We start from the raw sequence: 25,866 nt of genomic DNA, 5'->3' as shown, positions 1-25,866 counted from the left end.
CCTCGCGGACCGCCGCAGGTTCCAGCGCAGGCCGGTCAGGCTCTCCCTATTCGCTCGGGTCCGGAATTCCGCGGGATGGCCGCGCCGTTGCGGGTTACCACCCGGTGCCGGAGCGGTTCGGCAGGGATTGGCGCGTCATGCCCTGGTCCATGCCGGACTCGTTGGGCGACCGCGTGCGGCTTTGCGGCTCGCTCACGCTCGACCCGCTATAGGGGCCGGAGCTGGAACTGGTCGCGTTCGGGTTGACGTTCGGCTCGTCCACACCCTGGCTGCCGGACGTGCCACCACCCGTGAGTCCGCTGCCGGAGCCGCCGCTGTTCATCCCGCCGCTGCCCGTTCCGCCGCCGTCCATACCCGAACAGGCGGCCAGAAGCATCGCGGCCGACGCCGCGATCATCAGATTGCGCATGACGCACTCCCTCAGGCTGATGTCTTGAAGGTACAGCCCTTCTCAACGGACCCCGCCCGGGAGGGTTCCGATTTCGGAGGCCCGGGCGGCAACGGGCGTTTCAGCGTCCGGCGGCTTGGCGGCGCAGGGCCTTCATCTCGTCGAACCGGGCGGAGACGTCGCGCATGACCGCCGCCATCCCCAGCATTGTCCCATCGGTGTCCTTCAGGGGCACGATGGTGAACTCCACCGAGATGCGGGTTCCGTCCTTGCGCGTCGCCGGCACCGACAGCAGATCGCCGCTGCCGTAACGGCTCTCACCCGTCTTCATCACCTGATCGTAGCCGTCCCAATGGCGTTGGCGCTGACGGTCCGGAATGATGATGTCCAGAGACTGGCCGAGCGCCTCGTCGGCGGTGAAGCCGAACACACGCTCGGCCCCCGCGTTCCAGAAGCGGATAATGCCCTCGCGGTCGGAATAAGCGATGGCCTCGGCCGGGCTGTTCAGCAGCGCCAGCCCCAGCCGTTGCAGATCGTTCTCGGTCATGAGTTCCCCCCTCGTCCTTGTGTTGCGGTCAAATATCCAGAATCAGGCGTGCGCTGCGGGCGCGCGACACGCAGATCATCATCGTCTTTCCGGCGGCGCGTTCGGCGTCGGACAGGACGCTGTCGCGATGGTCGGGCTCCCCCTCCAGCACCACCGTCTCGCAGGTGCCGCAGATGCCCTGCTCGCACGACGAGGCGACGGAAACGCCCGCGGCGTCGAGCGCGTCCAGCACGCTCACCCCCTCCTTCACCGCGACGGTCACGCCGGAGCGGGCGCAGACGACCTCGAAGCGATCGTCCGGTGCGGCGTCACGCCCCGCATCCGCGCGCGGCGTGAACCATTCGAAGCGCACGTCCTGCGACGGCCGTGCGGCGCCTGCGACCGCGTCCATCAAACGCTGCGGGCCGCAGCAATAGATCAGGGCATCGTCGGGCGTCGCCGTGAGCAGGTCGGCCACCGACAGCCTCCGGCCTTCGTCCGCGGCGTGAACCACCACGTCGCCGTTGCCCAGTTCGCGAATCTCGGCGAGGAACGGCGCCTCGGCGGCGCTGCGCACGCAGTAATGCAGGACCCAGTCCGCTCCCCGGCGCGACGCCTCGCGGATCATCGGCAGCAGAGGCGTGATGCCGATGCCCCCGGCGATGAACCGGTAGCGCGGGGCGGCGTCGAAGCGGAAATTGTTCCGGGGGGGACTGATGGTCACTGTGGTGCCGAGCCGCAGGTCCCCGTGGATGAAGCGCGATCCCCGCCCGCCCGGCAGATTCAGAACGGCGATCCGGTAGGCGGAGCGATCCGCCGGGTCGCCGCACAACGAGTAGGAGCGCACCGCCCCGTCCGGCAGGTGCACGTCGATGTGCGCGCCCGGTTCGTAGGGCGGCAAGTCCTCGCCGTCCGGATCGCGAAGCTCCACCAGCAGGACCTGCGGTGTGACGCGCGCCATATGATGGACGCGCATCGACCGCGTCGTTGAAGGCGACCGCTGCGCATTCTCCCTTAGACCGGTTGTCGTCATTCTTTCGCCCGCCCGGGTGGTTGCTCCATCCTGCACCCCGCCCTGCCTTCGGACGCCCGGGCTGAGCGGGGCACCGCTGGCATGCCAGATACATTACGGCCACTTTAAAACCTCAACTTAACTTGAGGTCAAGGCCCAATAACGTCCCGCCGTTCGCGGAACCGTCCCGGCTCCGCTCGGTTGCCGATGGATCGAGCGACTTCATCATGACCGTTTGCGACGGAGACTCCCTCATGGCGAGCACGGCTTCCGACATCCTGGTGGATGTTCTGGTGGATTGGGGCGTGGACACGATCTTCGGCATGCCCGGCGACGGCATCAACGGCATCGTCGAAGCGTTGCGCCGCCGCCAGGACGAGATCCGCTTCATCCAGGTCCGTCACGAGGAGGCGGCGGCCTTCGCCGCCTGCGGCTACGCCAAGTTCACCGGTCGGCTGGGCGTGTGCATCGCCACCTCCGGCCCCGGCGGGCTGCATCTGCTGAACGGTCTCTACGACGCCAAGCTCGACCACCAGCCGGTGCTGGCGATCACCGGGCTGCAATACCACGACCTCGTCGGCACCTACACCCAGCAGGATGTGGAGCTGGACAAGGTGTTCCAGGACGTCGCGCTCTACAACCAGCGCATCATGGGGGCGGCGCATGTCCGCAACATCGCCAACCTCGCCTGCCGCACCGCGCTCGCCCACCGCGGCGTGTCGCACATCACCATCCCCGTGGATCTGCAGGAGCAGGGCATCGGCGCCGACATGCGGGCGCCGCGCAACGTGAAGGGCCACGACACCGCCCTGTTCGCCCCCCAGCTTCCCGTCCCGTCGGAGGCGCAGACCCGCCGCGCCGTGGAGATTCTCGACGCCGGCAAGCGCGTCGTCATCCTGGCCGGCCAGGGGGCGCTGCGGGCGACCGACCAGCTCGAACGGCTGGCCGACAAGCTGGGGGCGGTGATCGTCAAGGCGCTGCTGGGCAAGGCCGCGGTGCCGGACGACAGCCCCTTCACCACCGGACAGGTCGGGCTGCTCGGCACCGCCCCCTCGCAGGAGGCGCTGGAGACCTGCGACACGCTGCTGATCGCCGGCTCGACCTTCCCCTACATCGAGTATTACCCGAAGCCGGGGCAGGCCCGCGCCATCCAGATCGACATCGACGCGGCGCGCATCGGCCTGCGCTACCCGGTGGAGGCCGGGCTGGTCGGCGACTGCGGGCTGGCGCTGGACATCCTGACCGAGCGGGTGCGGCGGCACGAGGACCGCTCCTTCCTGAAGACGGCGCAGGCGGGCAAGGCGGAGTGGATGAAATTGATGGAGGAGCGCGGCACCCGCCCCGACCTGCCGATGAAGCCGCAGGTCGTCGCGTGGGAACTGGGCAAGCGCCTGTCCGACACGGCCATCGTCGCCTGCGACAGCGGGACCATCGCCACCTGGTGGGCGCGGCAGATCCCGGCGCGGCGCGGCCAGATGCACTCCCTGTCCGGCAACCTCGCCACCATGGCGCCGGGCGTCCCCTACGCCATCGCCGCCCAGCTCGCCCATCCCGGACGGCAGGTGGTGGCCTATGTCGGGGACGGCGGCTTTTCGATGCTGATGGCCGACTTCGCCACGGCGGTGAAGTACAAGCTGCCGATCAAGGTCATCATCAACAACAACAATTCGCTCGGCCAGATCAAGTGGGAGCAGATCGCCATGCTCGGCAATCCCGAGTATGTCTGCGACCTCCAGCCCATCGACTTCGCCAAGGTGGCGGAGGCCTGCGGCGGCAAGGGCTTCACCGTCACCGACCCGAAGGAGTGCGGCGCCATTCTGGACGCCGCCCTCGCCCATCCCGGACCGGTGGTGGTGGACTGCCTCGTCGACACCAACGAGCCGCCGATGCCGCCGAAGGTGCAGGCCAAGCAGGCCCTGCATTTCACCGAGGCGCTGGCCCGCGGCACCCCCGACGCCCTGAAGATCGCCGCCACCGTCTTCAAGGGCCGCGCCCGCGAGGTGATCTGAGACGCGGCCCGATGGGGGTTGGTGAGGCGCCCGCTCAGGCGGCGCGCCCCACCCCCTGCTGGGCGCCCTGCTGGGGTGCCGCGTCGGTCATCGCGTAGTTGCGCCCGAAGCGGTTGGCGATGAAGTCGGCGTAGCGCACCTCCTCCTGCTTCACGAAGCCCCGCTGCGGCAGCGTGCCGTCGGCCAGCAGGTCCAGCACGGCGCACATGCCCGACGCGGTGGTGATCTGGATGCCGTTGTAGAAGGTGCCGCCGATCTCCCGCCCGTAGATCTTGTTGGCGTAGGTTTCCTGGAGCAGCCGTCCCCGCTTCGTCCCGGTCACCGTCACGAAGATCAGCACGACGTCCTGGAGGGTGGCCGGGATCGAGTGTTCCAGGATGTCCTTCAGCAATTCCCGCCGGCTGCCCAGCCGCAGGTCGTGCAGCAGCGCCTTCATCAGGTCGCGGTGCCCCGGATAGCGGACGGAGCGGTAGTTGAGCGTCCGCACTTTGCCCGCCAGCGTCTCGCACAGCGTGCCCAGCCCGCCCGAGGTGTTGAACGCCTCGTACAGCACGCCGTCGAGGGAGAACTCCTCGCGCTCCTCCAGCGGCGGGACGGAGACGAGGCGGCCTTCGACGATGGCCTCGCAGGGCTCCAGATACTCGTTGATGACGCCCTCAGTGCTCCAGGTCAGGTTGTAGTTCAGGGCGTTGGACGGGTACTTCGGCAGGGCGCCGACGCGCATCCGCACCGTGTCCAGCGTGTCGAAGCGCGAGGCCACGTCGTTGGCGACGATGGAGATGAAGCCCGGCGCCAGCCCGCACTGCGGGATGAAGGCGCAGGGCGCGCCGTCGGCCAGTTCCTTGACGCGCCGCGTGCTCGCCACGTCCTCCGTCAGGTCGAGGTAATGGGTGCCGGCGTCCCGCGCCGCCTCCGCCACGCCGACCGTCAGGTGATAGGGCAGCGCGCTCAGCACCGCGAACTTGCCGCGCATCGCCTCGGCGAGATCGGCGGGGTCGGCGGCGTCCACCACGCGCGTCTCCATGCGCGGGTGCGTCGGCAGCCGCTCCAGCGCGTCCGCCGAACGGTCGGCGACCGTCACCCGGTAATCGCCCGTGGCCTTCAGGAAGTCGCCGATGGTCTCGCCGATCTTGCCGCCGCCCATAAGAAGAATGTCGCGCATCGTCCCGTACCCCCTGCTTTCTGTCTTGCGTCGTTATGACGCAATCTTGACCGGGCGGCCTGTCGATGTGCAGGGTGCAAGGTGCCGAAACGCCTGACATTGATCGGCGGATTGACGGAAAGGCCGGCGATATGATGGACGAGCTGGATCAGCACCTTCTCGACGCGCTTCAGGACAACGCGCGGGAGCCCACCGCCGCGCTGGCCCGCCGCCTGCGCGTGTCGCGCAGCACGGTGCAGAGCCGCATCCAGCGGTTGGAGGAACGCGGCGTGATCGCCGGCTACACGGTGCGGCTGTCGGACGAGACGACGCGCCGGATGATCCGCGCCCATGTCTCCATCAACCTGTCGCCCAAGCTGACCGCCGCGGTGGTCCAGGCGCTGAAGCGCATCCCGGAGGTGCGGGCACTCCACGCCATCAGCGGCGCGCACGACCTGATCGCCGTGGTGCGGACCGGAACGATGGAGGAGATGGACGCATTGATCGACCGCATCGGCGCCATCGACGGCATCGAGCGGACGACCTCGTCGATCATCATGGCAACGAAGTTCGAGCGGTAAAGAAAGGTGATGGTCGCCCGGCCGCTCCGGTCAGCGCTTCACGGCGGGCGTGATCTCCCCCGTCTCCTCCAGCCGCCGCAGGCAGGCGACCAGCGCGCGTTGGAAGTTGCGGCCCTCGGAGGGCAGGTTCACCCCCTGGCCGGTCGTCCAGAACTCCACGAAGGCGCAATCGGCGGCGCGGTCCGCGGTTGGCCATTCGACGGCGACGCCCAGCCCGAGTTCCGCCGTGCGGCGGCGGCTGTCGGTGACCAGGATCTTCGCTTCCCAATGCATCCCGCCGCTGCCCGCCTCGGCGCGGCGGTGGCTCCACAGGCGCAGGTAATCGCGGAAGCTTTCGGACGAGCGGTCGTGCTGAAGGTAGCTGCCACGGTCCACCACCGCGGGGGCGAGGCGCAGCGCGTAGCGGGCCTGGGCCAGCGCCTGGGTCACCTCCGCGATCAGCCGGTCCATTTCCGCGAAGCTGCGCCGCACATTGTCGGCCAGCGCGGCGGCCAGCGCCTCCCCTTTCAGCGCGCCGGAGGCGGCGCGGTCGGAGCGGTACATCTCGAACAGGTCGTCGCTGTCACTCATTGCCGTGATGCGCCGCGGAAGGTGGTGAGTTCCTTCGTCTACCGCCAAACCCGTTGAGAAGACATTAAGCTGAATTCCAAACCATCCGGCCCGCGCCCAATCACGCCCGCCCGTTCACGCCCACCCGTTCACGCCCGCTGCGCCGGCTGCGCGGCCCCTCCGTTCTTCAGACGCAGCACATACATCATCACCTCGGCCACCGCCTGGTAATGCTGGAGCGGGATCACCGCGTCGACCTCCGACGCGGCGTAGAGGGCACGGGCCAGTGGTGGGTTCTCGATCACCGGGACGCCGTTCTCCTCCGCCACCGCGCGGATGCGCAGCGCCACGAGGTCGGCCCCCTTGGCGAGGCAGACCGGCGCCGGCATCTTGGCGCGGTCGTACTCCAGCGCCACCGCGAAGTGCGTCGGGTTGGCGATGACCACCGTGGCGCGCGGCACGTTCGCCATCATGCGGCGCTTCGAGCGGTCGCGCCGGATCTCGCGCAGCTTCGCCTTCAGATGGGGGTCGCCCTCGGTCTGTTTGAACTCGTCCTTCAGCTCCTGGAAGGTCATGCGCAGGCGGCGCCGCCATTCCAGCCGGTTCCACAGCACGTCCACGGCGGCCATCACCACCGTCGCCAGAAGGACGGCCAGAAGCAGCCGCAGGGTCAGGTCCCGCAGCAGGTCGGGAAGCGCCGCAACGTCCATCCCCACGATCCCCTCCGTCCAATCGATGTAGGGCGCCACGGCGAACCAGACGGCGCAGGCGATGATCGCCAGTTTCACGAGACTCTTCACGAATTCGACCAGCGCGTGGCGCGAGAAGATGCGGCGCCAGCCGCTGAGCGGCGACAGGTGCGACAGCTTCGGCCGGATGCGGTCGCTGGCGGCCAGCAGCGGCCCCTGCCCCACCGCCGACACCACCGCCCCGCCGACCAGCAGGCCGAGCACCGGCAGCAAGGCCACCGCCACCCCGCCGATCAGCCAGCGCAGGCTGTTCACCACGTCGTAGGGACCGCCGTCGAGCCGGATGTCGTTCGGATTCTCGATCAGCGGCAGCAGCACCTCGGCGATGCGGGAGGCGGCGAGCGGCCCGCCGGCCGCAGCGATCAGCCAGGCGGCCGCCATGGTGGCGGCCAGACCGACGTCGCGCGCGCGCGGGACGTCACCCTTGTCCATCGCCTCGCGCAGCCGCTTCTCGGTCGGCTCCTCGGTTTTCTGTTCCTCGTCCTGGGTGTTGTCAGACATCGCCGCCCCCTCACCGCCCGCCGAGCCAGCCGGCCATTCCGGCCAGAGCGGCGGTGACCATGGCCCCCGCCGTGACCATGAAGACCAGCATCCCGCCGCCGACCATCGCCGGGGTGGCGACGAAATAGACGGGCATGGAGGGCATCACCCGGTTGACCAGGGCCAGCGCCATGTTGGCGATCATGCCGAAGACCAGGAAGGGTGCGGCCATCTGCACGCCCAGCCGGAAGGTGACGCCGACGAGCTGGGCGTAGCGCCCCGCCACCATGCCGGGATCGGGCAAGGTCGCCGCCGGCCAGCTTCCGTAAGAGCGCACCAGCGCGTCGATCATCAGGTAATGCAGGTCGAGCGCGAACAGCAGCGCCAGCCCGGCGATGACCAGCGTGCCCGACAGGATCGACCCGCTCTCGAACCCTGCGGCGTCGGTGCCGAAGGGGTTGGCGAGGCCCATCGCCTGGGCGGCGATGTTGCCGGCGACCTGGAGCGACGCCAGGAACAGCTTGGCCCCCAGCCCGAGGAAGGCACCGGCCACCGTCTCCGCGAAGATCTGCTCCAGCATCACCGCGGCGTCCGGCGGCAGCCGGTCGGGCAGGCCGGGCACCGTCGGGGTCAGCGCCAGCGCCACCGGGATCGCGATGCACAGCCGGACGCGCGGCGGCACCGCCAGCTCGCCGAAGCCCGGCAGCAGGCTGACCGCCGCGGCGACGCGGGCGAAGACCAGAAAGGCGCGGAAGACCTCCAGGCTGAGCAGGTCGGCGAGCGTGTCCATCACCGTTCCTTCAGACTTGGTCGATCGTCTTGACGGACACCTTGCGGTGCAGCTCGGCGTGGCTGATGACCGGAGTCATCGGGCTGACCCGCTCCAGCAGGGAGCGCACGAAGGGCCGCACCTCCGCCCCGACCAGCAGCGCCGGCCAGACCTGCGGCGTGGCGTGCTTCTGGATGGTGATGCGCAGCGCGGTCAGGAACTCCTGCACCTGGGTCGGCGGCATGGCGAAGCGGCGGTCCTCGCCCTCCGCGATGACGCTCTGCTGGAGCGCCTGCTCCCAGCGCGGGGTCAAGACGATGACCGGGACGAAGCCGTCGGGTGCGGTCAGCGACTGGCAGATCTGCTGGCCGAGCCGCGCCCGCACATGCTCGGTGACCAGCGTGATGTTGCGCGTCCAGTTCACCGCCTCGGCGATGGCCTCGACGATGGCCGGCAGGTTGCGGATAGACACCCGCTCCGCCAGCAGCGCCTGGAGCACGCGCTGCACCACCACCAGCGTGATGCGCGACGGCACCATGTCGGAAATCAGCTTCTGGTACTCCCGCCCTAGCCCGTCGAGCAGCTTCTGCATGGCGGCGAAGGTCAGCAGGGTCGAGAGATGGTCCTTGATGACCTCGGTCAGGTGGGTGGTGATGACGCTTTCCGGGTCGACCACCGTGTAGCCTTTGGCGATGGCCTCCTCGTGGCGGGCCGGGTCGATCCAGCGGGCCTGGAGGTTGAAGGTCGGCTCCCGCGTCGCCTCGCCGGGCAGGTCGGGGGCCGCCCCGCCGGACGGGTCGATGGCGAGCAACTGCTTGGGCCGCACCTCGCCGCTCGCCACCTCGACGCCCATCACGCTGACGACGTAGCCCTTGGGCGGGAGGAAGCTGCTGTCCTTGATGCGCACCGACGGCAGGATGAAGCCGAATTCCTTGGCGAAGCGCTTGCGCAGCGTCTTCACCTTGCCGGTCAGCGGGCCGTTCTTGTTGAGGATCAGCGGGACGAGGTGGTTGCCGACCTCCACCTTCACCTCGTCCACCTTCAGCATGTCCTCCACCGCCTCCTCGGCCGGGGCGGTGGGCGCCTTGCGGCTCTCCTCCAGCCGGGCGAGTGCTGCGCGGCGCATCTTGCCGCGCATCGCGTACCAGCCCGCCGCGCCGAAGCCACCGCCCAGCAGCATGAAGGGCGCGGCGGGCAGGCCCGGCGTCACGCCCAGCGTGCAGAGCAGACCGCCCGCCACCATCAGCGCCTTGGGATAGCCGCCGAGCTGGGCGAGCACCGCCTGATCGGCGGAGCCGACGTTGCCGCCCTTGGTCACCAGCAGGCCGGCGGCCAGCGAGACGACCAGCGCCGGGATCTGCGTCGCCAGACCGTCGCCCACCGTAAGGATGGTGTAGACCGACGCCGCGGACTCGAAGGACATGCCCTGCTGCGCCATGCCGATGGCCATGCCGCCCAGCACGTTGATGGCGGTGATGACCAGCCCGGCCACCGCGTCGCCGCGCACGAACTTCGACGCGCCGTCCATGGCGCCGAAGAAGGTGCTCTCGTCCTCCAGCTCCTTGCGGCGGCGGCGGGCCTCGACGTCGTCGATCATGCCGGCGGACAGGTCGGCGTCGATGGCCATCTGCTTGCCGGGAATGGCGTCCAGCGTGAAGCGTGCGCCGACCTCCGCGATGCGGGAGGCGCCCTTGGTGATGACCACGAAGTTGATGACGATCAGGATGGCGAAGATCACCACGCCGATCACGAAATTGCCGCCCATGATGAACTGGCTGAAGCCCTCGATCACATGGCCGGCGGCGGACGGGCCGGTGTGGCCGTGGCTGAGGATCAGGCGGGTGGACGCGATGTTCAGCGCCAGCCGCAGCACCGTGACGACCAGCAGCACGGTCGGAAAGGAGGAGAAGTCCAGGGGTTTGCTGATCCACAGCGAAACCATCAGGATCAGCACGCTGACCGCCAGCGACAGCGTCAGCCCGAGGTCAAGGAACCAGGTCGGCACCGGCAGGAACAGCACCGCCAGCACCAGCAGGATGCCCAGCGCGAACAGCACGTCGCGGTTCGCCAGCCCGGCATCGCCGAGGCTGGTCATCCGGTTCCGAAGGGTGTCCGTGAAAGCCATGCGGGAACTCCAGGGTGCGACACCGTTGGTACGCTAGCGCCCCGCGGTAAAACCGGCTTTTACGTCGGGGTCAGTCCGCGCCCGGCAGAAGGGGTTTCACCGCCGCGTTGGCGTAGAGGCTGGACAGGAAGGACAGCCGGCCCAGCTCCGCCCGGCCCCAGGCGGGCAACGCGCCGGGGGCGGCTTTGGAAGCGGCCGCTTGGGGACCGGCGGCCAGCGTCTTCAGGTAATCCATGGCGCCGGCCACCCAGCGCCGGTTGCCGCCGACCCGCTCGCGGTAGGCCGCCCCGCGCTCCGATTGGGCGGAGTGGTAGCGGGCGATGGCGGCGTCCAGCGATCCCTGCGCGCGGTGCAGGTCGCCCAGGAAGCGCGCGGCGTAACGGGCGTTGGCACGCGGGTCGAAGGCGGTCTCCAGGTCGGGAAAGGCGTCGGGGTGCCATTTCAGGTTCACCTGGAGGCAGCCCACATCGATGGAGCGCGTGCCCCGCGCCTGCGCGGCGCGCACGAAGGCGATGGCCTCGTCCCGCGTCGGGAAGTAATGGGAGGCGCCTTCGGTGTTGACGGTCCAGGGCCAGACGGTGAACAGCCGGTCGGCGGTCATCCGCCCGGCCTCGGTGAAGCCCATGGCGAGCAGCATGTGGTCGGTCACGCCTGCCTCGCGCTCCGCCGCCAGGATGGCGTCGATGCAGGCGGCCTCCGGCGGCAGGCTGCGGGACGGCAGGACGCGCGGCGCGTAGAGGGCGGTGGACCATGTGCCGATCTGCGCGGCGGGCGGCTTCACCTCCGCGGCGGTCGCGGTTCCGGCCAGGAGCAGCGCCGCCAGTCCGGCCAGCCGGCGCATGTCACCGCACCGAGACGATCAGGCTGCCCAGCCGGTCGGCGTAGGTGGTGAGCGCGCCGTACATGAAGGGCAGCGCCAACACGGTGGTGACCAGGATGGCGACGATCTTCGGCACGAAGGTCAGCGTCATCTCCTGCACCTGGGTCAGCGCCTGGATCAGCGAGATCGCCACGCCCACCAGAACCGCGATGACCAGCGGCGGCGCGGCGATCAGCAGCATCGTCCAGATGCCCGTGCGCAGGACTTCCAACACGTCGGCTTCGTTCATCGGGGTTCTCCTGGGGAGCGTGTTGCCGCCGCCGTTCCCACGGCGTCGCCGCGGGCCCCTTCCCGCCCCCGCTTCGCAAGGGAAGGAGATCATCCCCTCCCTTGCGAAGCGGGGGAGGGTTAGGGAGGGGGCAATGCGTCCCAACACACGCGCTCAAATCGCCATCCGCATGACGTCCTGATAGGCCTGCACCATGCGGTCGCGGATCGACACGACCGTCTGCACGGTCATCTCGGCGGCGAGCACGGAGCGCACGACCTCGTGCGTGCCGGCCTTGCCGGCGACGGCGGCGACGGACATGCGCTCGCCCTCGTTCAGCGTCTCCACCGCCTGCGACACCTGACGGTCGAGGAAAGCGCCGAAGCTGCTCTCCGCCGACGCCGACGTCTCGGCCGACGGCGATGCCGCGGCCGCCGCCGCGGTGGGCGGCGTGGCGAGCGAAGCGGCGGGAGCCGGCTGGGTCAGGGGCGCACGGTGGAGGCCGTAGGCGGCGGCGGCGCGGCCGATGGGTTCGATCATGCTCTTGGGTCTCCTCAGCCGCGCAGAAGGTCGATCATGCGGCTCATCATGCTGCGCGACTGCTCGATGACGTTGACGCTCGCCTCGAAGGAGCGGCTGGCCTCGCGCATGTCCATCATCTCGATCAGCGGCTGGACATTCGGGCGCTTGACGTAGCCCTTCTCGTCGGCGGCGGGGTGCGAGGGCTCGTAGACGAGCTGGAAGTCGCTGCGGTCGCGCCCGATCTGCTTGACCTTCACGATCTCCGACCCGGCGGCGCGGTCCATCGTGGTCGCGAAGGAAACGGTCTTGCGGCGGTAGGGATCGCCGCCCGCGGTCATGGCGGTGGAATCGGAGTTGGCGATGTTCTCGGCGACCACGCGCAGCCGGGTGCCCTGCGCCTGCAGGCCCGAACTGGCGATCCGCATCGTCGCGGCCAGGGGATCGGTGAGCATGGGAGGGGGCTCCGAAGTCGTCAGCCGGCGCGCCAGGCGGCGCGCAGGATCTGCAGGTTGCGCTGGAACAGGCCGGCGGTCAGGGCGAAGGCGTCGCGCGTCTCGCTGCCCTTGGTCATCTCCTGCTCCAGCGACACGGCGTTGCCGTCGGGCGTGGTTTCCCACTGCTCGGGCCTGCGCGCCTCCTGCACCGCGCCGGACGGGTTGAAGCCCGTCAGGTGCATGGGCGAGGTGAGCGCGGGCGCCACCGTCTGCGGGCCGTCCATCAGCGCCGCGAAGGGCTTCAGGTCCTTCGGCTGATAGCCGGGCGTGTTGGCGTTCACGACGTTGGCGGCGATCAGCTTCTGCCGCTCCGCCAAGTAATCGAGGCGCGCGCCGGTCAGCCGGAACACCGAAATATTGCTAAAATCCATTGGAACGGCCCTATCGCAAAGCCGGAAAGCAAGGCAGGACCAAGATGACGCCCGCCGTTTAAAACCGGATTTAAAATCCTCGTGGCAGGATCACCGCATTCCGACACGGCGGAGACGTCCCGGCGATGCGCGTGCTTTCCAACCTTCTGTCCGAGATCGAGCGGATGCCGACCCGATCCTGGCGCGGCGAGATCCGCAGCGCCACCGGCATGACGCTGGAGGTGGAGGGGCTGCGCCGCGTCCTGGCGGTGGGCGACAAATGCTGGGCGGAGACGGCGCGCGGCCAACGGCTGCTGTGCGAGACGATCGGCTTCCGCCAGGGCCGCACGCTGCTGATGGCCTTCGACAATCTGGACGGCGTGGCGGAGGGCTGCGCCGCCGTCACCGACGACACCGCCTTCACGCTGCGCCCCGGCCCCGGCTGGCTGGGCCGCGTCGTCAACGCGCTGGGCGAACCGATCGACGGGCATGGCCCGCTGCGCAACGGCCACCACGCCCGCCCGCTGCGCGCGGCACCGCCCCCGGCCTACGCGCGCCGCCGGGTGGGGGCGAAGATGGACACCGGTGTGCGCGCCATCGACGTCTTCACGCCCATTTGCCGCGGCCAGCGCATGGGCGTTTTCGCCGGGTCGGGCGTCGGCAAGTCGACGCTGCTGTCGATGGTCGCCCGCCACGCCGGGGCCGACGCCATCGTGATCGGTCTGGTCGGCGAGCGCGGGCGCGAGGTGCAGGAGTTCATCCAGGACGATCTGGGCGCGGACGGCCTCGCCCGCTCCGTCGTCGTGGTCGCCACCTCGGACGAGCCGCCGCTGATGCGCCGGCAGGCCGCCTATCTCTGTTTGACCGTGGCGGAGGAGTTGCGCGACCGTGGCCTGCACGTCCTCTGCCTGATCGACAGCGTGACGCGCTTCGCCATGGCCCAGCGCGAGATCGGGCTGGCCGCCGGGGAGCCGCCGACCGCCAAGAGCTACCCGCCCAGCGTCTTCGCCGAACTCCCCAAACTGATGGAGCGCGCCGGGCCGGGACAAGAGGGCCAGGGCGACATCACCGGCATCTTCACCGTCCTGGTGGACGGCGACGACCACGACGAGCCGATCGCCGACGCGGTGCGCGGTATCCTGGACGGTCACGTCGTTCTGGACCGCCGCATCGCCGAGCAGGGGCGCTACCCCGCCGTCAACGTGCTGCGCAGCGTGTCGCGCCTGCTGCCTGGCTGCCACACGGCGGAGCAGAACGCCCTGCTGCGCCGCGCGCGGAGCCTCGCCGCCACCTACGACAACATGCGGGAGCTGGTGCGCATCGGCGCCTACAAGCAGGGCACCGACGCGGAGGTGGACGACGCCGTCGCGCTGAACCCGGCGCTGGAGGAGTTCCTGCGCCAGGGCAAGGACGATGCCACGCCGTCCCTCGACTCCTTCCGCATCCTCGACCGCATCCTCGCCGTTCCCGCCGGAGCCACGCCATGACCAACGCCACCGCGCTCGCCGCCCGCGCGCTTGCCCCGACCACCGCCGCACGGGACGCCGTGAAGGCCCCGACCAAGCAGGAGACGACGGACCTCAGCCTGGATTTCGGGGACTTGCTGGACGCGGTGAACCCGCTCCAGCATCTGCCGGGGGTGTCTCAGATCTACCGTCACGCCACCGGCGACGGGATCGGCCTACCAGCGCGGCTGGCCGGCGGCTTCCTGTTCGGCGGCCCCGTCGGCCTGCTGGGCAGCGCCGCCATGGCCGCCTTCGAGGCGGTGACCGGCGACGACCCGCTGGGCCACCTCGTCGCGCTGGCGGAGGGCGGCGACGAGGAGACGACAACCCCGACGAAGGACGTGCCGTCCATCGCCCCGCCCCTGCCCTTCCTCGCCGGCCCGGCGCAGGAGCCGCCGACGGACCATCGCCCGTCCCCCGCCGTGCTGGCGGAAGCGCTCGCCCGCAAGACGCCGAGCACCGACGCTGCGGCGGACGCACCGGCGCCCAAGGCGGAGCAGCCCGCCCCGCAAATCCTGGCGAAGCTCTACGAACTGCACGCCACCCAACCGGCGGACCGCCCGGCCGTCCGCCTCTGACCCCGGTCAGCGCAGCGCCTTCGCCAGCGCGTCCATGAACAGCCGAACCTTCGGCGGCACGAAGCGCGCCGAGGGATGGACGCCCCACACCGCCAGCGGCTCAAGCTCGCCATCGCAGAGGCGGAGCGCCACCAGCGCGCCGCGCGCCACCTCGTCGCGCACGTCCCACTCGGACAGGACGGCGATGCCGAGCCCGGCGAGGCAGATGTCGCGCAACCCCTCGATGGAGTTGGCGGTGAAGCGGCCACGCACCCGGATGCGCCGCTCCCGCCCGTCGCCCGCGAAGCTCCAATGGGTCGTGCCGGACAGACACAGGCACTCGTGTTCCGCCAGATCCGCGACGGCGGCGGGCGCGCCGCGCGCCGCCAGATAGCCGGGCGTGGCATAGAGCCCCCGCGGGTTGTCGGCCAGCCGCCGCGCGATCAGCGCGCTGTCCTTCAGATGGGCGATGCGGATGGCGAGGTCGATCCCCTGCCCGACGATGTCCACCACCGTGTCGGTCAGCAGCAAATCGACCGAGACCTGCGGGTTGTCCTTCAGGAAGTCCGCGACCACCGGCACCACCACCTTGCGCCCGAAGGCGGCGGAGGCGGTCAGCCGCAGCAGCCCCGACGCCCCGGCGGAGGACGGTCGGACGCTGGCCCGCGCCGCCGCCTCGTTCTCCAGCATCGCCTGGGCGAAGGGCAGCATCGCCTCCCCCTCCGGCGTCAGGGCGAGGGAGCGGGTGGTCCGCTGCATCAGCCGCGCGCCCAGGACGTCCTCCAGCGCGGCCAGCCGCCGGGTCGCCATCAGCGGCGAGATGCCCAGCCGCCGCGCCGCCCCGGCAAGGCTGCCGGCCTGGGCGGCTTCCACCAGAACGGCAAGTCCGGCGAGGTCCATTGCTTCATGTTCCGATACACAGGCCCTTCATTCTGCATGACTGATGCGAATTGTGAAAGTGCGATAGGGTCCGTTTCAGAGATCATCGCCTTGGGCCTCACATAGCCCTCTCCCCTCTGGGGAGAGGGTGGTCCGAAGGGCCGGTGAGGGGGTTGCGCTTGTGCCGAACGTACCAACACGCGCAACCCCCTCACCCTAAACCCTCTCCCCAGAGGGGAGAGGGGATGTTGCAAAAGGACCCTCTGTCATGAGCATCACCGACACAATGCCCCACACATCAACCCACGCACCGGAACAGACCCGGCTCGGCCGAGGGCTGACCTTCGCGATGGCGACCGCCGCGGGGCTGGCCGTCGCGAACATCTATTACAACCAGCCCATGCTGGGCCTGATCGAAGGCGACCTGCCCGGCCCGCTGACCGGCATGATCCCGACCGCCACGCAGTTGGGCTACGCCGCCGGCCTGCTCCTGCTCGTCCCGCTCGGCGATCTGGTGGAGCGGCGGCGGCTGATCGTCGGGCAGTTCCTGCTGCTGGCGGCGGCGCTGGTCGTGACGGCGCTGGCGCAGGGTCCCGCCCTGCTGGTCGCCGCCTCGCTGCTGCTCGGCGTCTCGGCGACGGTGGCGCAGCAGATCGTTCCCTTCGCCGCGCATCTCGCCTCGCCGCAGCGGCGCGGGGCGGCGGTGGGAACCGTCATGTCGGGGGTTCTGACCGGCATCCTGCTGAGCCGCACGCTGGCCGGCTTCGTCGGGACGCACGAGGGCTGGCGCGCCATGTTCTGGCTGGCCGTGCCGCTGGCGCTGGCCGCGGCCGCGCTGATGGCCGTCATGCTGCCGCGCAGCCACCCGAACGCGTCCTTGCGTTACCCGGCGCTGATGCGTTCGCTGGTCCATCTGTGGCGGGAGTTCCCGGCCCTGCGGCTGGCCGCGGTCACCCAGGGGCTGCTGTTCGCCGCCTTCACCACCTTCTGGACCATCCTGGCGCTGCGTCTGGCCGAGCCGCGCTTCGGCCTGGGCGCCGACGCCGCGGGGCTGTTCGGCATCGTCGGCGCGGTCGGCATCCTGGCCGCTCCGATGGCCGGGCGGATCGCCGACCGCAGCGGGCCGCACCGGGTGATCCTGCTGGGCACGCTGCTGACGCTCGCGTCCTGGCTGCTGTTCGGGCTGTGGACGTCGGTCGCCGGTCTGGTCGCCGGGGTGATCCTGCTCGACTTCGCGGTCCAGGCGGCCCTGGTGTCGAACCAGCACATCGTCTACGCCCTGCGCCCCGAAGCCCGCGCCCGGCTGAACACCGTCTTCATGGGCGGCATGTTCCTGGGCGGCGCGCTGGGGTCGAGTGCGGCGACGCTGGCCTGGAACGCCGGGGGCTGGACCGCGGTGACCGGTCTGGGCATCGCCGTCGCCGCGGCGGCCACCGCCCTCCAGCTCGCCGCGCGGCGCCGCTAAGAAGCAAAAAAATCACGGGGTGCCGGGGGCCTTACCGCCCCCCGCTCCGCGCCGAGCGCTCCAGGGAGCGGATGTGCGACAGGCCCGGCAGGATTTCGGAGCGGATGAACTCCAAGCGGCGGACCGGGCCGCCGCCGCTGGAGAAGCGGGCCTTCCACAGAGCCATCTTCACCGCCAGCCCGCACAGCACCCCGCCGATGGTGACGTGGTGGTTGGTGATCAGGTCGCGGATGCTGCGGAAGCTCTGGGCGTTGATGTTGCGCCAGAAGTCCTTGGAGCGGTTGTCGAAGCTCTCGAACCGCCCGGTGATCGAGGCGGCGATCTCCGTCAGGTCGCGCCCCACCTCGTCGAGCATCCGAGCGTGGCGGGCGTCGCGGCGGACCTCGCTGAAGCCGCGCACCGCGTCCATCCAGGCCAGGAAGGCCTGCACGTCGGGGACGATCTCATCCAGGCACTGCTTGAAATAGGCCAGCGACAGGAAGATGTCGCCATACTCCTCCAGGAAGGCCGGGATGTCGGCCATGGCGATGTCCAGCCGGTCGGCCATCATGGTCAGCCGGCGGCGCACCTCCGCCAGATCGGGTTCGGCGAACAGGCGGATCAGGTCCTCGACATTCTGCACCTGCACGTCGTCGCTGCCGTAGACGCTTTCGATCAGCGGCCGGGTGAAGACGCGCATGTAGCGGGTGAGCTGGTCCTTCCGGCGCTGCGACAGGCGCAAGGCGGCGTGCTCGTCCACCGCGATCTTCAGGCGCCGCAGCTCGATGCGCAGGGAATAGACGTCGAAGCTGGCGGCCTGGGCGATCTGCCCGATCATCAGCAGGTCGCGGTCCAGCTCGGGCGAGCGGTTGCCGAAATGCAGCGGCAACTGGCTGGGCATCACCTGTCCGCTGCCGGCGTGGACGTCGTTGAACAGCTCCACCACCGTCTGCAGCCGGACGTTCTTGATCAGCCGCGCCCGGCGCAGGCCCGGAGTCTCCAGCGGCAGGATGGTCATCGGCAGGATATGAAGGGAGTCGCGGGCGGTGTCCTCGTCCCGGTCGTCCGGGCCGGGCAGCAGGGCCACGACGTGCGGCCAAGTGCCCGGCGGCTTGGCCTGTCGGCTCGGCTGCACAGCCAATCTCCCGAAATTCGGCCTGCCGGAACGCCGCCGCTCAGAAGCGCGGGAAGTTCAGCAGCGACATGGTGATGGACGGGTCGATGGCGATGATCGAGGAGCGTCCGCGGCTGTTGATCGGCCCGATGTAGGGGAGGTTTGTGGAGGCTCCCGCGGGCGCGCCGTTCTTCATGTCGTACATGGCCGAGAAGCGGTCCAGGAACTTCCCGAGCTTGGCCGGGTCCTTGAAGTCGGCGATGTCGAAGCGCTTCTTCAGCTTGTCGACCAGCCGGTCGAGGTCGCCCAGCGCCGACTGCTCGGGAATGTCGAGCGCGGTGAAGACCACCTTCTGGAGCGCGCGGTCGGCCATCACCTGATACCAGTTGGTGATGCGCGGCGCCTTGCGGTCGAAGTAGAGCGCCAGACGGACTGCCGGATTGCTCTCCTCCGCCTTCACCTCCAGCGACACGTCGACGTAGCGGTCGACGATGGCCTTGACGATCGCCGGCTCCTTCAGCGTGGCGCCCCCCGTCTCCTTGAAGGACAGGACGGTGGCCATCTCCTTGAACTTGGCGTCGTTCATGCGGTTGGCCAACGCCTCCGGGTCCTTCACCCCCTGGTCCAGCACCTTGCGGATGAGGGCGCGCGCGTAGGTCTGGCTTTCCAGGTCGAAGGCCACCATGACGAAGCGGTAGAGCTTGTCGTCCTTCAGCAACTCCTCGGCACTGGAGATCTTGCCGATGTTGGCCTCGAAATAGGCGATGTTGCGCTTCACGTCGGGGCGCGAGCGGATCATCGCGTCGTAGCGGTCCTGATTGCGGACGATCTGGCGATAATCCTGGAGCGTGCTCATGCCGTCACCTCCGGGGCCTTCGGCCGCCCGCTCTCCTCCGCCGCATCCTCCGCCGGGTCAGCGTAGGAGGGCGGGATGCGCAGGATCACCTCACCGGTGTGGGTGTCGAGCACCTCGGTGGACAGGCGGCCCGTGCCGGGGTCGAGGTTGACCCGGTAGGGCGGGATGGGGTCGGGCCGGCGGCCATTGTCGGATTCTGCCGGCGCGCGGGTTTCCTCGACCACCTCGGTGGCCTTGACGGCTTCGACCTGGGCGGCGCGCAAGCGGTCGGCCTGGCGCTGGCGGGCTTCGGCGATCAGGTCGGCGCTGGCGGTGCCGCGCTCGCCGTTGACGCCGGACACGCCGCCGGTCAGCCCCTGGATGGGTGCGGGCATGGCGGTCACGCCTCCACGCGAGTCTCGGGGGCGCGCTCGTCCCGCGGGGGGCGCTGCGCGTTCAGCAGCCCGTCCTCGTAGGCCATCACCGGCCGCAGGCAGGCCAGCGCCTTGTAGTAGTCGCGGTCGCTGACGTTGCGCATCGCCTGCATGATGCGGTCCTGCATCTCCGGATGCATGAAGGCGGTGTAGAGCTTGGCCATCATGCCGGCGACGACGCTGCCGTACTCCTCCGCGGCCTGGGGGTCCAGCAGCATGCTCTGGATCACGAAATAGGCGCGGCGGACCGGCGTGTCGGCCTCGTCCTCCTGCATGATGTCGCTGCCGCGGATGATCTGGGCGAAGTTGCTGACGGTCAGGGTGTAGCGGCGGTTCTCGTTCTGCACGACGCAGCCATTGATGACCACGCGCTCGCAGGGCTTGAGGCGGAGCTTAAGCGCCATAGGACGCCTCCATCGGAGCGGGAGCCTCCGTGCGGGCCACGCCTTGCAGGCCGCGCATGACCGACCGGTTGATGTCGATCAGGACACCCGCGTCGGCCTCGCCGCGCAACACCTGGGTCGTCTGGCGGGCCACCGAGAAGGACAGCGAGACCAGCCCGGCGCGCAGCGCCTCGGGCAGCGCGTTGCCGTCCTCCAGCAGGTCGGCGCGCAGCGTGTTCCAGAGTTCCAGGTTGCGCCACAGCGCGTCCTTCAGCGCCGCCGACCGCCAGCCGGCGTCGCGGTTGGCCTCCAGATCCAGGGTGATGCGGAGGAAGACCAGATATTCGATGCGGCGCGGGTCTTCGCACTCGGCCATCGTCTGCTGGTAGGCGGCGATGCTCATGGTCGCACCTTATGCAACGCGCACGGGGGCGCCGGAAGGGGGCTGGGACTGGATGTGAGACGAAAAAATGGCCGGCGCCCCGTCGGGAGCGGGACGCCGGCCGGACCGGGTTAGCGGAACAGCGAGAGAATGTTCTGCGGACCCTGGTTGGCGATCGACAGCGCCTGGGTGGCAAGCTGCTGCTGGACCTGGAGGGCCTGCAGACGGCTCGATTCCTCGTTCATGTCGGCGTCCACGAGGGAGCCGATGCCCTTGTTCATCGAGTCGGTCAGCTTCGACACGAAGTCGTTCTGCACCGACACGCGGTTCTCGATGGAACCGATCACCGCGGCCTTGCCGATGGCCTTGTCGAGCAGGCCGTTGATGACCTCGAGCGACTTGGTGGCGTTGGAGGTCACGTCGATCTGCGTCAGGTCGGCCAGGCCGCCGAAGGCGTCGCTTTCCTTCGAGCCGACCCACAGGCTGTCCACCTTGGCGGTGAAGTTGCCGTCGGTGTTCAGGTCCTGGTCGGTGAATTCCAGCTTGTCGCCGTTGAAGGCCACCTGGAAGTCGCCGCCGGCCGTGGTCAGGGCCGCGTTGACCGCGGTCTCGATCAGGCCCTGGGTGGTCGCCAGATCCGTGGTGTAGTCGATGCCCGACAGGTCCACCGTCACGGCGGTCTTGGTGCCCGCCTCGTTGGTGACGTTCAGGGTCAGGTTGCCCAGGCCCAGGTTCTGGCCGTCGATGAAGGTGGTGTCCGGCGCACCGATGGCGATGCCGACGCTGGCCTTCAGGTCGTTGGTGGAGTCCACCTGCTGCTCGATCGTGGCCTTGCCGACGATCGAGGTGACCTGCATGTCCTGGCGCTGGAAGCTGATGTAGCTCGGATCGACCGTGCCGGCGCTGCGGCTCAGCGACGCCAGGATGTCGACGTTCTGGTCCTTGGCCGTGCCGTCGTTGGAGTAGGTGATGCGCAGCAGGTTGTCGCCGTTGAAGGAGGCGTCGGCGGCGGCGCCCTTCACCAGCTTGACGAGCTGGTCGATGTCGTTCTGGATCAGCGACTTGTCGACGCCGTTGGTCTGGCCGGCGATGACGCGGGCCTTCAGCGTCTGCAGGTTCTCGACGATGTTCTTGGACGCCACCGACGCGGTGTTGGTCGTGCCCGAACCCAGTTCCAGCGATTCCTTCACCGCCTTGAAGCCGGCGACGTCGGCGCGCATGGTCGTGGCGATGGACCAGTAGGCGGCGTTGTCCTTGGCGTTGTTGACCTTGAGACCGGTCGAAATGCGATCCTGGGTGGTCGCCAGATCGTCGGTCACGCGGCGCAGCGTCTGCAGCGCGGTCATCGCCGAGGTGTTGGTCATGATCGAGGCCATGTGTATCTCCATTCGCGAGATGCAGAGCGCCTTTCTGACGCTGGGGCCGGGTGCGCGGGCCTTCCCACTTGGTTCTTATGGGCGCGCAACCGACCATTCGACTGTGACCGACCCCGTTTAAACCGGAGTAAAAAACCGCAGCATTTCCAGGGTGACGCATTCGTCTTTCAAAGATGGGCATCTTTTAAAAGTAATCATGCATTTTATAAAAATGCGGCGACCGCGCACAGCGGCTCAGCCGCCGTGCCCAAAGGGCCGCGGCCATGGCGTCTTTCAAAATGTTGGGGGCAAAATGTCGGAAACGGAGCGTAAGGCGAGACTTTGAAATTAAGGCGCCGTCACTCGGCGGCGACGAGACAGCTGGGGTGCAGGCCGGACGCGGCGAAGGGGATGGCCGGGAAGCGGCGTGCGGCGGTGGCGGATGCGGCGGCCGGAACGGCCTCTTCATGCTCGGGCGGGGCCTCGAACTTGTAGCCGCGTCCGTAGACGGTCTCGATGTAGCGGGCGCCGCCGGTGGCTTCGGCGATCTTCTTGCGCAGCTTGCAGATGTAGACGTCGATGACCTTGTCCAGCGGGTCGGCGCCGGACAGGCCGTAGACCTCGTCGTAGATGTGCTCCTTGGAGACGACGCGGCGGTGATGGGCGGCCAGCACGCCGAGGATGGCGTGCTCGCGCTGGCTCAGCCGCAGCCGCTCGCCGGCGACCTCCGGGTCTCGCCCGTCGAGGAACACCGTCAGTTGCCCGACCCGCACCGCGTTGCTCAGCAAGCCGCGCGAGCGCCGCCGCGCCACCTCGATGCGCGCCCGCACCTCGGCGCTGACCACCGGCTTGACCAGCACGTCGTCGGCCCCGGCGTGCAGCAGCTCCACCGTCGTCGTCACGCAGCGCCGGTCGAGCAGGCAGAGGATCGCCGCCCCGACCTGATGCGCCCGCAGCGCCGCCACGCAGCGCGCCGGGTCGTCGACGCTGCCCAGGACGATGGCGTCGTAACCCAGCCCGTCCGCACCCTGCTCCTGCAGCAGTTCCTCCAGCCCGGCCCAATCCTGGCGGTCGTAGCGGATCTTCCCCATGCCGAGCTGACGGCCGAGCGCGTCGGCGATCAGGGGGTTCGGTTCAACCAGGACAGCGCGCATGGGATTCTCCGCAACAGGGGTTTCAACTAGAGGGCGGGAGGACAAGGCACTTAAAATTTTCCTTAATTCCGAGTGCTTTATTTTCTCACACCCCCAGGTAATAGCCTTCCTGTACCGCGAGTCAACCATTCGGCTTACCTCAAGGGATAATGTTACGGCCCGCTTTTATATGACTTTTAATATCCGTTAAGGCGTAGATTCTTGGCTGCTCTTTGCCTCGAAATTCGAAGCATTTTCCACCCGAGTTGCCCGCAACGCCGCACATCGGCGCACGCTACCCCACAGGCTTGAACCGGGCTTTAACCCGGTTGTATTTCACTGGTGGCGAGAGGATGCGAACGGGGGAGAGGAACCGATGCCGACCCGCAACCGACAGGCGATTGCCGGAACCGTCCTCACGGGCGTCCTCCTGCTGGCGGGCGGCTGCGCGATGACCTCCCCGCCCCCCGACACCGCCTACCGGCAGGCGCTGGAGGCGGCGGTAGAGGCCGGGCGGTGCGAGGGGCCGACGGTGGAGGCGCTGTGGACCGCCTACGACCGCTGGTTCGCCGTGGCGGCCAGCCTCGCCTCCTATCACCGCGGGACAGAGGCCGGCGCCCTGCTGCGGCAAGGCGAGGCGTTCCGCATCCTGGGCTGCCCCGCCGCGGCGCGCGACACCTACGAGACGCTTCTCCAGCGCTTCCCCGATCCCGATTACGAGCTGGAGCGCAACGCCGCCCGCCGCGGCCTGATGGACTTGCCGATCAACCCGCCGACGCCCCTGCTGCGCCCGGCTCCCGCCGTCACCTCGGCCCTGCGCGGCCCCGTCGCCGTGGATCGCGGCGACGGCTGAACTGCAGGCCCGTCTTGTGGATTCGCGGGGCCGGGCCGTATGGCTGCCATGACGCTCCGCACCATTGTTCCCAGGCATGATATATCAGTAACCTGACGGTCAACCGGGCCGAGACCCGGGCCATCCTTCCGATTGCTGCCCTCCTGCCTGGAAGCGCCCTCCGGCCATGCCCGACTGCTCCCGACCCCCGGAAGGGGTGTCCGCCGCTCAGACCGTGTCGTCACATGGCCGCGAGCGCCGCGACGATCCCGTGCGCGGGATTCTGATGGTCGTCGCCGCGGTTTTTTTCTTCTCCTGCTCCGACGCGACGGCGAAGTATCTGGCCCAGACGCTGCCCTCCATCGAAATCGGCTGGATGCGCTACGTCGGCTTCACCACGCTGCTGCTGCCGCTGATGATCCGCGGTGGTCCGCCGGTGATGAAAACCGCCAGCCCCGGCCTCCAGGTTCTGCGCGGGCTGGGCATGCTGGGCTCGGCGCTGTTCTTCATCATGGGCATGCATTACCTGCCCCTGGCCGAGGCGGCGGCGACCAGCTACGTCTCGCCGGTCTTCGTCACCGTGCTGTCGATCCTGGTGCTGGGCGAGAAGATCGGGCCGCGCCGCTGGGCGGCGGTGCTGGTCGGGCTGCTCGGCGTGCTGATCGTCATCCGGCCCGGCGGGGCGGCCTTCCAGCCGGCGGCCATCTTCCCCATCCTGTCGGCGATGAGCTGGGCGACCGGCGTGGTCATCACCCGCAAGATGACCGGGCAGGAGCACCCCACCACCACCCTGATCTGGTCCGCCCTGACGGGCCTTGCCGTGCTGACCGTGCTGCTGCCCTTCAACTTCACCATGCCGACCGCAACGGAAGTGGCGCTGGGCGCCCTGATCGGGCTGGTCTCGACCATGGGGCAGTGGCTGATGGTCCAGGCCTACCGCTTCGGCGAGGCGTCGGTGCTGGCCCCCTGCTCCTACGTGCAGATCGTCTGGTCCACGCTGCTGGGCTTCCTGATCTTCGGCGCGCTGCCCGACTACTGGACCTTCCTCGGCACCGGAATCATCATCGCCAGCGGCCTCTACACCGCCCACCGCGAGCGGCTGCGCAAGAAGCAGCAGCAAAACGCCGCAGCGCCCGCGCCATGACCATTGTTCGGCATGACGATTCCCCGAAAAGCCTTGCTTCCGACATTGATATATTAGTATACTTGCCCTTGGGAGGCACGGGACTAAAAACCCGTGTTGTTCGAACTCTTTAGCACAGACTGGCGGATCGGACCGCCGGACGGGGGATGGCGATGGGTGAGTCCGCGCGCCGGGTTGCGGCCCTTGGCGAATGCATGATCGAACTGGTGCGCCGTCCCGACGGCACCTTCACCATGGGCTTCGGCGGCGACACCCTGAACACCGCCGTCTACATGGCGCGGCTGGGCGTGGCAACGGATTACGTGACGGCGCTGGGCGACGACAGCAACAGCGACGCCATGGTCGCCACTTGGGAGGCCGAAGGGGTCGGCACCGGCCATGTGCTGCGCGTTCCCAACCGGGTTCCCGGCCTCTACATGATCGAGACGGACGACAGCGGCGAGCGGCGCTTCCTCTACTGGCGCGATTCCGCGCCGGCCCGCGACCTGTTCGTGCTGCCCGACAGCCCGGGGCTGGTGGCCGATCTGGAAGGCTACGACCTGCTCTACATGTCCGGCATCAGCCTGGCCATCTGGGGCGAGCGCGGGCGGGAGGTGCTGTTCCCCATGCTCGACCGCCTGCGCGAGCGTGGCGGCCGCGTCGCCTTCGACACCAACTGGCGTCCCCGCCTGTGGCCCGACCGCGAGACGGCGCAGCGCGCCTACGACGCGATGCTCCAACGCACCGACATCGCCCTGCCGGGCGTCGAGGACCTGCGCGGCCTCTACGGCGACGCCGATGCCGACAGCGCCATGGCCCGCGTGCGCGGCGCCGGTGTGACGGAGATCGTGCTGAAGCTGGAGAAGCCGGGCTGCATCGTCTCCGCCCCCGGCGTCGAGGAGACCGTGCCGTCGGAGAAGGTCGCCAAGGTCGTGGACACCACCGCGGCGGGCGACAGCTTCAGCGCCGGTTATCTCAGCGCCCGCCTGAAGGGCCTCGGCCCGGTGGAGGCGGCGCGCTCCGCCCACCGCATCGCCGCCGTGGTCATCCAGCACCGCGGCGCCGTCATCCCGCGCGATGCCATGGCGTCCGTGCTGGACGGCTGAT

Annotated in this window: 29 protein-coding genes; 8 read left to right on the top strand and 21 right to left on the bottom strand. The window is 69.1% G+C overall.

Features of this window, described 5'->3' with window-relative positions; translation table 11 throughout:
* Positions 1 to 94: 94 nt before the first annotated feature.
* The 3 genes from ACWPXE_RS30675 to ACWPXE_RS30665 form a co-directional block, all read right to left on the bottom strand.
* Positions 95 to 409, bottom strand: coding sequence for a hypothetical protein (locus ACWPXE_RS30675; protein ID WP_454020846.1), 315 nt, complete (start codon positions 407 to 409; stop codon positions 95 to 97).
* A gap of 100 nt (positions 410 to 509) precedes the next feature.
* On the bottom strand, positions 510 to 935 hold the full coding sequence (locus ACWPXE_RS30670; protein WP_237907861.1) for a PAS domain-containing protein: 426 nt from the start codon (positions 933 to 935) through the stop codon (positions 510 to 512).
* A 28-nt stretch (positions 936 to 963) separates the two neighbouring features.
* Positions 964 to 1,890, bottom strand: coding sequence for a PDR/VanB family oxidoreductase (locus ACWPXE_RS30665; RefSeq protein WP_454020845.1), 927 nt, complete (start codon positions 1,888 to 1,890; stop codon positions 964 to 966).
* A gap of 290 nt (positions 1,891 to 2,180) precedes the next feature.
* Here ACWPXE_RS30665 and ACWPXE_RS30660 point away from each other — a divergent pair, with 290 nt between their 5' ends.
* Positions 2,181 to 3,935: a thiamine pyrophosphate-dependent enzyme gene (locus tag ACWPXE_RS30660; protein ID WP_454020844.1), complete on the top strand. Its 1,755-nt coding sequence runs from the start codon at positions 2,181 to 2,183 to the stop codon at positions 3,933 to 3,935.
* 34 nt (positions 3,936 to 3,969) lie between these two features.
* Here ACWPXE_RS30660 and ACWPXE_RS30655 read toward each other — a convergent pair whose 3' ends face one another.
* Positions 3,970 to 5,097, bottom strand: coding sequence for a saccharopine dehydrogenase family protein (locus tag ACWPXE_RS30655; protein ID WP_454020843.1), 1,128 nt, complete (start codon positions 5,095 to 5,097; stop codon positions 3,970 to 3,972).
* A gap of 131 nt (positions 5,098 to 5,228) precedes the next feature.
* Between ACWPXE_RS30655 and ACWPXE_RS30650 the strand changes: the two genes are divergently transcribed.
* Positions 5,229 to 5,657 (top strand): Lrp/AsnC family transcriptional regulator, encoded by a 429-nt coding sequence (locus tag ACWPXE_RS30650; protein WP_454020842.1) that lies wholly within the window; start codon positions 5,229 to 5,231, stop codon positions 5,655 to 5,657.
* A 30-nt stretch (positions 5,658 to 5,687) separates the two neighbouring features.
* Here ACWPXE_RS30650 and ACWPXE_RS30645 read toward each other — a convergent pair whose 3' ends face one another.
* The 9 genes from ACWPXE_RS30645 to ACWPXE_RS30605 form a co-directional block, all read right to left on the bottom strand.
* Entirely contained in the window at positions 5,688 to 6,227 is a 540-nt protein-coding gene (locus tag ACWPXE_RS30645; protein ID WP_454020841.1) for a hypothetical protein, read from the bottom strand.
* A 128-nt stretch (positions 6,228 to 6,355) separates the two neighbouring features.
* The gene (gene flhB / locus ACWPXE_RS30640) at positions 6,356 to 7,456 is read right to left on the bottom strand and encodes a flagellar biosynthesis protein FlhB (protein WP_454020840.1); all 1,101 of its coding nucleotides are present in this window, start codon (positions 7,454 to 7,456) and stop codon (positions 6,356 to 6,358) included.
* A gap of 10 nt (positions 7,457 to 7,466) precedes the next feature.
* Positions 7,467 to 8,225: a flagellar biosynthetic protein FliR gene (locus ACWPXE_RS30635; protein WP_454020839.1), complete on the bottom strand. Its 759-nt coding sequence runs from the start codon at positions 8,223 to 8,225 to the stop codon at positions 7,467 to 7,469.
* A gap of 10 nt (positions 8,226 to 8,235) precedes the next feature.
* The gene (gene flhA / locus ACWPXE_RS30630; RefSeq protein WP_454020838.1) at positions 8,236 to 10,329 is read right to left on the bottom strand and encodes a flagellar biosynthesis protein FlhA; all 2,094 of its coding nucleotides are present in this window, start codon (positions 10,327 to 10,329) and stop codon (positions 8,236 to 8,238) included.
* A gap of 70 nt (positions 10,330 to 10,399) precedes the next feature.
* The gene (locus ACWPXE_RS30625; RefSeq protein ID WP_454020837.1) at positions 10,400 to 11,170 is read right to left on the bottom strand and encodes a lytic transglycosylase domain-containing protein; all 771 of its coding nucleotides are present in this window, start codon (positions 11,168 to 11,170) and stop codon (positions 10,400 to 10,402) included.
* Between the two features lies 1 nt (position 11,171).
* Positions 11,172 to 11,438 (bottom strand): flagellar biosynthesis protein FliQ, encoded by a 267-nt coding sequence (fliQ, locus tag ACWPXE_RS30620; RefSeq protein ID WP_200487003.1) that lies wholly within the window; start codon positions 11,436 to 11,438, stop codon positions 11,172 to 11,174.
* Positions 11,439 to 11,591: 153 nt separating this feature from the next.
* Positions 11,592 to 11,957, bottom strand: coding sequence for a flagellar hook-basal body complex protein FliE (locus tag ACWPXE_RS30615; RefSeq protein ID WP_454020836.1), 366 nt, complete (start codon positions 11,955 to 11,957; stop codon positions 11,592 to 11,594).
* A gap of 14 nt (positions 11,958 to 11,971) precedes the next feature.
* Positions 11,972 to 12,391 (bottom strand): flagellar basal body rod protein FlgC, encoded by a 420-nt coding sequence (gene flgC / locus ACWPXE_RS30610; RefSeq protein ID WP_041814269.1) that lies wholly within the window; start codon positions 12,389 to 12,391, stop codon positions 11,972 to 11,974.
* 20 nt (positions 12,392 to 12,411) lie between these two features.
* Positions 12,412 to 12,804 (bottom strand): flagellar basal body rod protein FlgB, encoded by a 393-nt coding sequence (locus ACWPXE_RS30605; protein WP_454020835.1) that lies wholly within the window; start codon positions 12,802 to 12,804, stop codon positions 12,412 to 12,414.
* Positions 12,805 to 12,929: 125 nt separating this feature from the next.
* Here ACWPXE_RS30605 and fliI point away from each other — a divergent pair, with 125 nt between their 5' ends.
* Together fliI and ACWPXE_RS30595 are read left to right on the top strand one after the other, a co-directional pair.
* Positions 12,930 to 14,270 (top strand): flagellar protein export ATPase FliI, encoded by a 1,341-nt coding sequence (fliI, locus tag ACWPXE_RS30600; RefSeq protein ID WP_454020834.1) that lies wholly within the window; start codon positions 12,930 to 12,932, stop codon positions 14,268 to 14,270.
* Positions 14,267 to 14,866, top strand: coding sequence for a hypothetical protein (locus ACWPXE_RS30595; RefSeq protein WP_454020833.1), 600 nt, complete (start codon positions 14,267 to 14,269; stop codon positions 14,864 to 14,866). Before fliI ends, ACWPXE_RS30595 begins: the two co-directional genes overlap by 4 nt.
* A gap of 6 nt (positions 14,867 to 14,872) precedes the next feature.
* Here ACWPXE_RS30595 and ACWPXE_RS30590 read toward each other — a convergent pair whose 3' ends face one another.
* Entirely contained in the window at positions 14,873 to 15,745 is an 873-nt protein-coding gene (locus tag ACWPXE_RS30590) for a LysR family transcriptional regulator (protein WP_454020832.1), read from the bottom strand.
* Positions 15,746 to 15,992: 247 nt separating this feature from the next.
* Here ACWPXE_RS30590 and ACWPXE_RS30585 point away from each other — a divergent pair, with 247 nt between their 5' ends.
* Positions 15,993 to 17,189 carry an MFS transporter gene (locus ACWPXE_RS30585; RefSeq protein ID WP_454020831.1) on the top strand — a complete coding sequence of 399 codons (1,197 nt, stop codon included), beginning with the start codon at positions 15,993 to 15,995 and terminating at the stop codon, positions 17,187 to 17,189.
* 31 nt (positions 17,190 to 17,220) lie between these two features.
* Here ACWPXE_RS30585 and ACWPXE_RS30580 read toward each other — a convergent pair whose 3' ends face one another.
* The 7 genes from ACWPXE_RS30580 to ACWPXE_RS30550 form a co-directional block, all read right to left on the bottom strand.
* Positions 17,221 to 18,255 carry a hypothetical protein gene (locus tag ACWPXE_RS30580; RefSeq protein ID WP_014199647.1) on the bottom strand — a complete coding sequence of 345 codons (1,035 nt, stop codon included), beginning with the start codon at positions 18,253 to 18,255 and terminating at the stop codon, positions 17,221 to 17,223.
* Between the two features lie 88 nt (positions 18,256 to 18,343).
* The gene (locus ACWPXE_RS30575) at positions 18,344 to 19,138 is read right to left on the bottom strand and encodes a DUF1217 domain-containing protein (RefSeq protein ID WP_454020830.1); all 795 of its coding nucleotides are present in this window, start codon (positions 19,136 to 19,138) and stop codon (positions 18,344 to 18,346) included.
* Complete coding sequence (locus ACWPXE_RS30570) at positions 19,135 to 19,512, bottom strand: flagellar protein FlaG (protein ID WP_149167336.1); 378 nt, start codon at positions 19,510 to 19,512, stop codon at positions 19,135 to 19,137. Before ACWPXE_RS30570 ends, ACWPXE_RS30575 begins: the two co-directional genes overlap by 4 nt.
* A gap of 5 nt (positions 19,513 to 19,517) precedes the next feature.
* On the bottom strand, positions 19,518 to 19,955 hold the full coding sequence (locus tag ACWPXE_RS30565; protein WP_149167335.1) for a flagellar biosynthesis repressor FlbT: 438 nt from the start codon (positions 19,953 to 19,955) through the stop codon (positions 19,518 to 19,520).
* The gene (gene flaF / locus ACWPXE_RS30560) at positions 19,945 to 20,337 is read right to left on the bottom strand and encodes a flagellar biosynthesis regulator FlaF (protein ID WP_109072449.1); all 393 of its coding nucleotides are present in this window, start codon (positions 20,335 to 20,337) and stop codon (positions 19,945 to 19,947) included. Before flaF ends, ACWPXE_RS30565 begins: the two co-directional genes overlap by 11 nt.
* Before the next feature lie 110 nt (positions 20,338 to 20,447).
* Complete coding sequence (locus ACWPXE_RS30555; RefSeq protein ID WP_035682206.1) at positions 20,448 to 21,692, bottom strand: flagellin N-terminal helical domain-containing protein; 1,245 nt, start codon at positions 21,690 to 21,692, stop codon at positions 20,448 to 20,450.
* 338 nt (positions 21,693 to 22,030) lie between these two features.
* The gene (locus ACWPXE_RS30550) at positions 22,031 to 22,825 is read right to left on the bottom strand and encodes a response regulator transcription factor (protein ID WP_454020829.1); all 795 of its coding nucleotides are present in this window, start codon (positions 22,823 to 22,825) and stop codon (positions 22,031 to 22,033) included.
* A 355-nt stretch (positions 22,826 to 23,180) separates the two neighbouring features.
* Here ACWPXE_RS30550 and ACWPXE_RS30545 point away from each other — a divergent pair, with 355 nt between their 5' ends.
* From ACWPXE_RS30545 to ACWPXE_RS30535, 3 genes are all read left to right on the top strand, one after another.
* Positions 23,181 to 23,657: a tetratricopeptide repeat protein gene (locus tag ACWPXE_RS30545; protein ID WP_454020828.1), complete on the top strand. Its 477-nt coding sequence runs from the start codon at positions 23,181 to 23,183 to the stop codon at positions 23,655 to 23,657.
* Positions 23,658 to 23,823: 166 nt separating this feature from the next.
* Positions 23,824 to 24,780, top strand: a complete 957-nt coding sequence (locus ACWPXE_RS30540) for a DMT family transporter (RefSeq protein WP_454020827.1) — start codon at positions 23,824 to 23,826, stop codon at positions 24,778 to 24,780.
* 152 nt (positions 24,781 to 24,932) lie between these two features.
* Positions 24,933 to 25,865 carry a sugar kinase gene (locus ACWPXE_RS30535; protein ID WP_454020826.1) on the top strand — a complete coding sequence of 311 codons (933 nt, stop codon included), beginning with the start codon at positions 24,933 to 24,935 and terminating at the stop codon, positions 25,863 to 25,865.
* Position 25,866: the final 1 nt, after the last annotated feature.

Source organism: Azospirillum sp. Marseille-Q6669 (assembly GCF_965111635.1).
The sequence above is the reverse complement of the archived record's forward strand: the minus strand, read 5'-3'. Positions and strand labels throughout refer to the sequence as shown.

Excerpts from the sequence above, each read along its gene's own strand:
- fliI (WP_454020834.1), top strand. The coding sequence starts at position 12,930 with ATGCGCGTGCTTTCCAACCTTCTGTCCGAGATCGAGCGGATGCCGACC.
- ACWPXE_RS30565 (WP_149167335.1), bottom strand. The coding sequence starts at position 19,955 with ATGGCGCTTAAGCTCCGCCTCAAGCCCTGCGAGCGCGTGGTCATCAAT.
- ACWPXE_RS30575 (WP_454020830.1), bottom strand. The coding sequence starts at position 19,138 with ATGAGCACGCTCCAGGATTATCGCCAGATCGTCCGCAATCAGGACCGC.
- flgC (WP_041814269.1), bottom strand. The coding sequence starts at position 12,391 with ATGCTCACCGATCCCCTGGCCGCGACGATGCGGATCGCCAGTTCGGGC.
- ACWPXE_RS30570 (WP_149167336.1), bottom strand. The coding sequence starts at position 19,512 with ATGCCCGCACCCATCCAGGGGCTGACCGGCGGCGTGTCCGGCGTCAAC.
- ACWPXE_RS30555 (WP_035682206.1), bottom strand. The coding sequence starts at position 21,692 with ATGGCCTCGATCATGACCAACACCTCGGCGATGACCGCGCTGCAGACG.
- ACWPXE_RS30670 (WP_237907861.1), bottom strand. The coding sequence starts at position 935 with ATGACCGAGAACGATCTGCAACGGCTGGGGCTGGCGCTGCTGAACAGC.
- ACWPXE_RS30585 (WP_454020831.1), top strand. The coding sequence starts at position 15,993 with ATGAGCATCACCGACACAATGCCCCACACATCAACCCACGCACCGGAA.
- ACWPXE_RS30550 (WP_454020829.1), bottom strand. The coding sequence starts at position 22,825 with ATGCGCGCTGTCCTGGTTGAACCGAACCCCCTGATCGCCGACGCGCTC.
- ACWPXE_RS30605 (WP_454020835.1), bottom strand. The coding sequence starts at position 12,804 with ATGGATTTTAGCAATATTTCGGTGTTCCGGCTGACCGGCGCGCGCCTC.
- fliQ (WP_200487003.1), bottom strand. The coding sequence starts at position 11,438 with ATGAACGAAGCCGACGTGTTGGAAGTCCTGCGCACGGGCATCTGGACG.
- ACWPXE_RS30645 (WP_454020841.1), bottom strand. The coding sequence starts at position 6,227 with ATGAGTGACAGCGACGACCTGTTCGAGATGTACCGCTCCGACCGCGCC.
- ACWPXE_RS30655 (WP_454020843.1), bottom strand. The coding sequence starts at position 5,097 with ATGCGCGACATTCTTCTTATGGGCGGCGGCAAGATCGGCGAGACCATC.
- ACWPXE_RS30635 (WP_454020839.1), bottom strand. The coding sequence starts at position 8,225 with ATGGACACGCTCGCCGACCTGCTCAGCCTGGAGGTCTTCCGCGCCTTT.
- ACWPXE_RS30535 (WP_454020826.1), top strand. The coding sequence starts at position 24,933 with ATGGGTGAGTCCGCGCGCCGGGTTGCGGCCCTTGGCGAATGCATGATC.
- ACWPXE_RS30540 (WP_454020827.1), top strand. The coding sequence starts at position 23,824 with ATGCCCGACTGCTCCCGACCCCCGGAAGGGGTGTCCGCCGCTCAGACC.
- ACWPXE_RS30615 (WP_454020836.1), bottom strand. The coding sequence starts at position 11,957 with ATGATCGAACCCATCGGCCGCGCCGCCGCCGCCTACGGCCTCCACCGT.
- ACWPXE_RS30595 (WP_454020833.1), top strand. The coding sequence starts at position 14,267 with ATGACCAACGCCACCGCGCTCGCCGCCCGCGCGCTTGCCCCGACCACC.
- flaF (WP_109072449.1), bottom strand. The coding sequence starts at position 20,337 with ATGAGCATCGCCGCCTACCAGCAGACGATGGCCGAGTGCGAAGACCCG.
- ACWPXE_RS30665 (WP_454020845.1), bottom strand. The coding sequence starts at position 1,890 with ATGCGCGTCCATCATATGGCGCGCGTCACACCGCAGGTCCTGCTGGTG.
- ACWPXE_RS30545 (WP_454020828.1), top strand. The coding sequence starts at position 23,181 with ATGCCGACCCGCAACCGACAGGCGATTGCCGGAACCGTCCTCACGGGC.
- flhA (WP_454020838.1), bottom strand. The coding sequence starts at position 10,329 with ATGGCTTTCACGGACACCCTTCGGAACCGGATGACCAGCCTCGGCGAT.
- ACWPXE_RS30590 (WP_454020832.1), bottom strand. The coding sequence starts at position 15,745 with ATGGACCTCGCCGGACTTGCCGTTCTGGTGGAAGCCGCCCAGGCCGGC.
- ACWPXE_RS30625 (WP_454020837.1), bottom strand. The coding sequence starts at position 11,170 with ATGCGCCGGCTGGCCGGACTGGCGGCGCTGCTCCTGGCCGGAACCGCG.
- ACWPXE_RS30675 (WP_454020846.1), bottom strand. The coding sequence starts at position 409 with ATGCGCAATCTGATGATCGCGGCGTCGGCCGCGATGCTTCTGGCCGCC.
- ACWPXE_RS30650 (WP_454020842.1), top strand. The coding sequence starts at position 5,229 with ATGATGGACGAGCTGGATCAGCACCTTCTCGACGCGCTTCAGGACAAC.
- flhB (WP_454020840.1), bottom strand. The coding sequence starts at position 7,456 with ATGTCTGACAACACCCAGGACGAGGAACAGAAAACCGAGGAGCCGACC.
- ACWPXE_RS30660 (WP_454020844.1), top strand. The coding sequence starts at position 2,181 with ATGGCGAGCACGGCTTCCGACATCCTGGTGGATGTTCTGGTGGATTGG.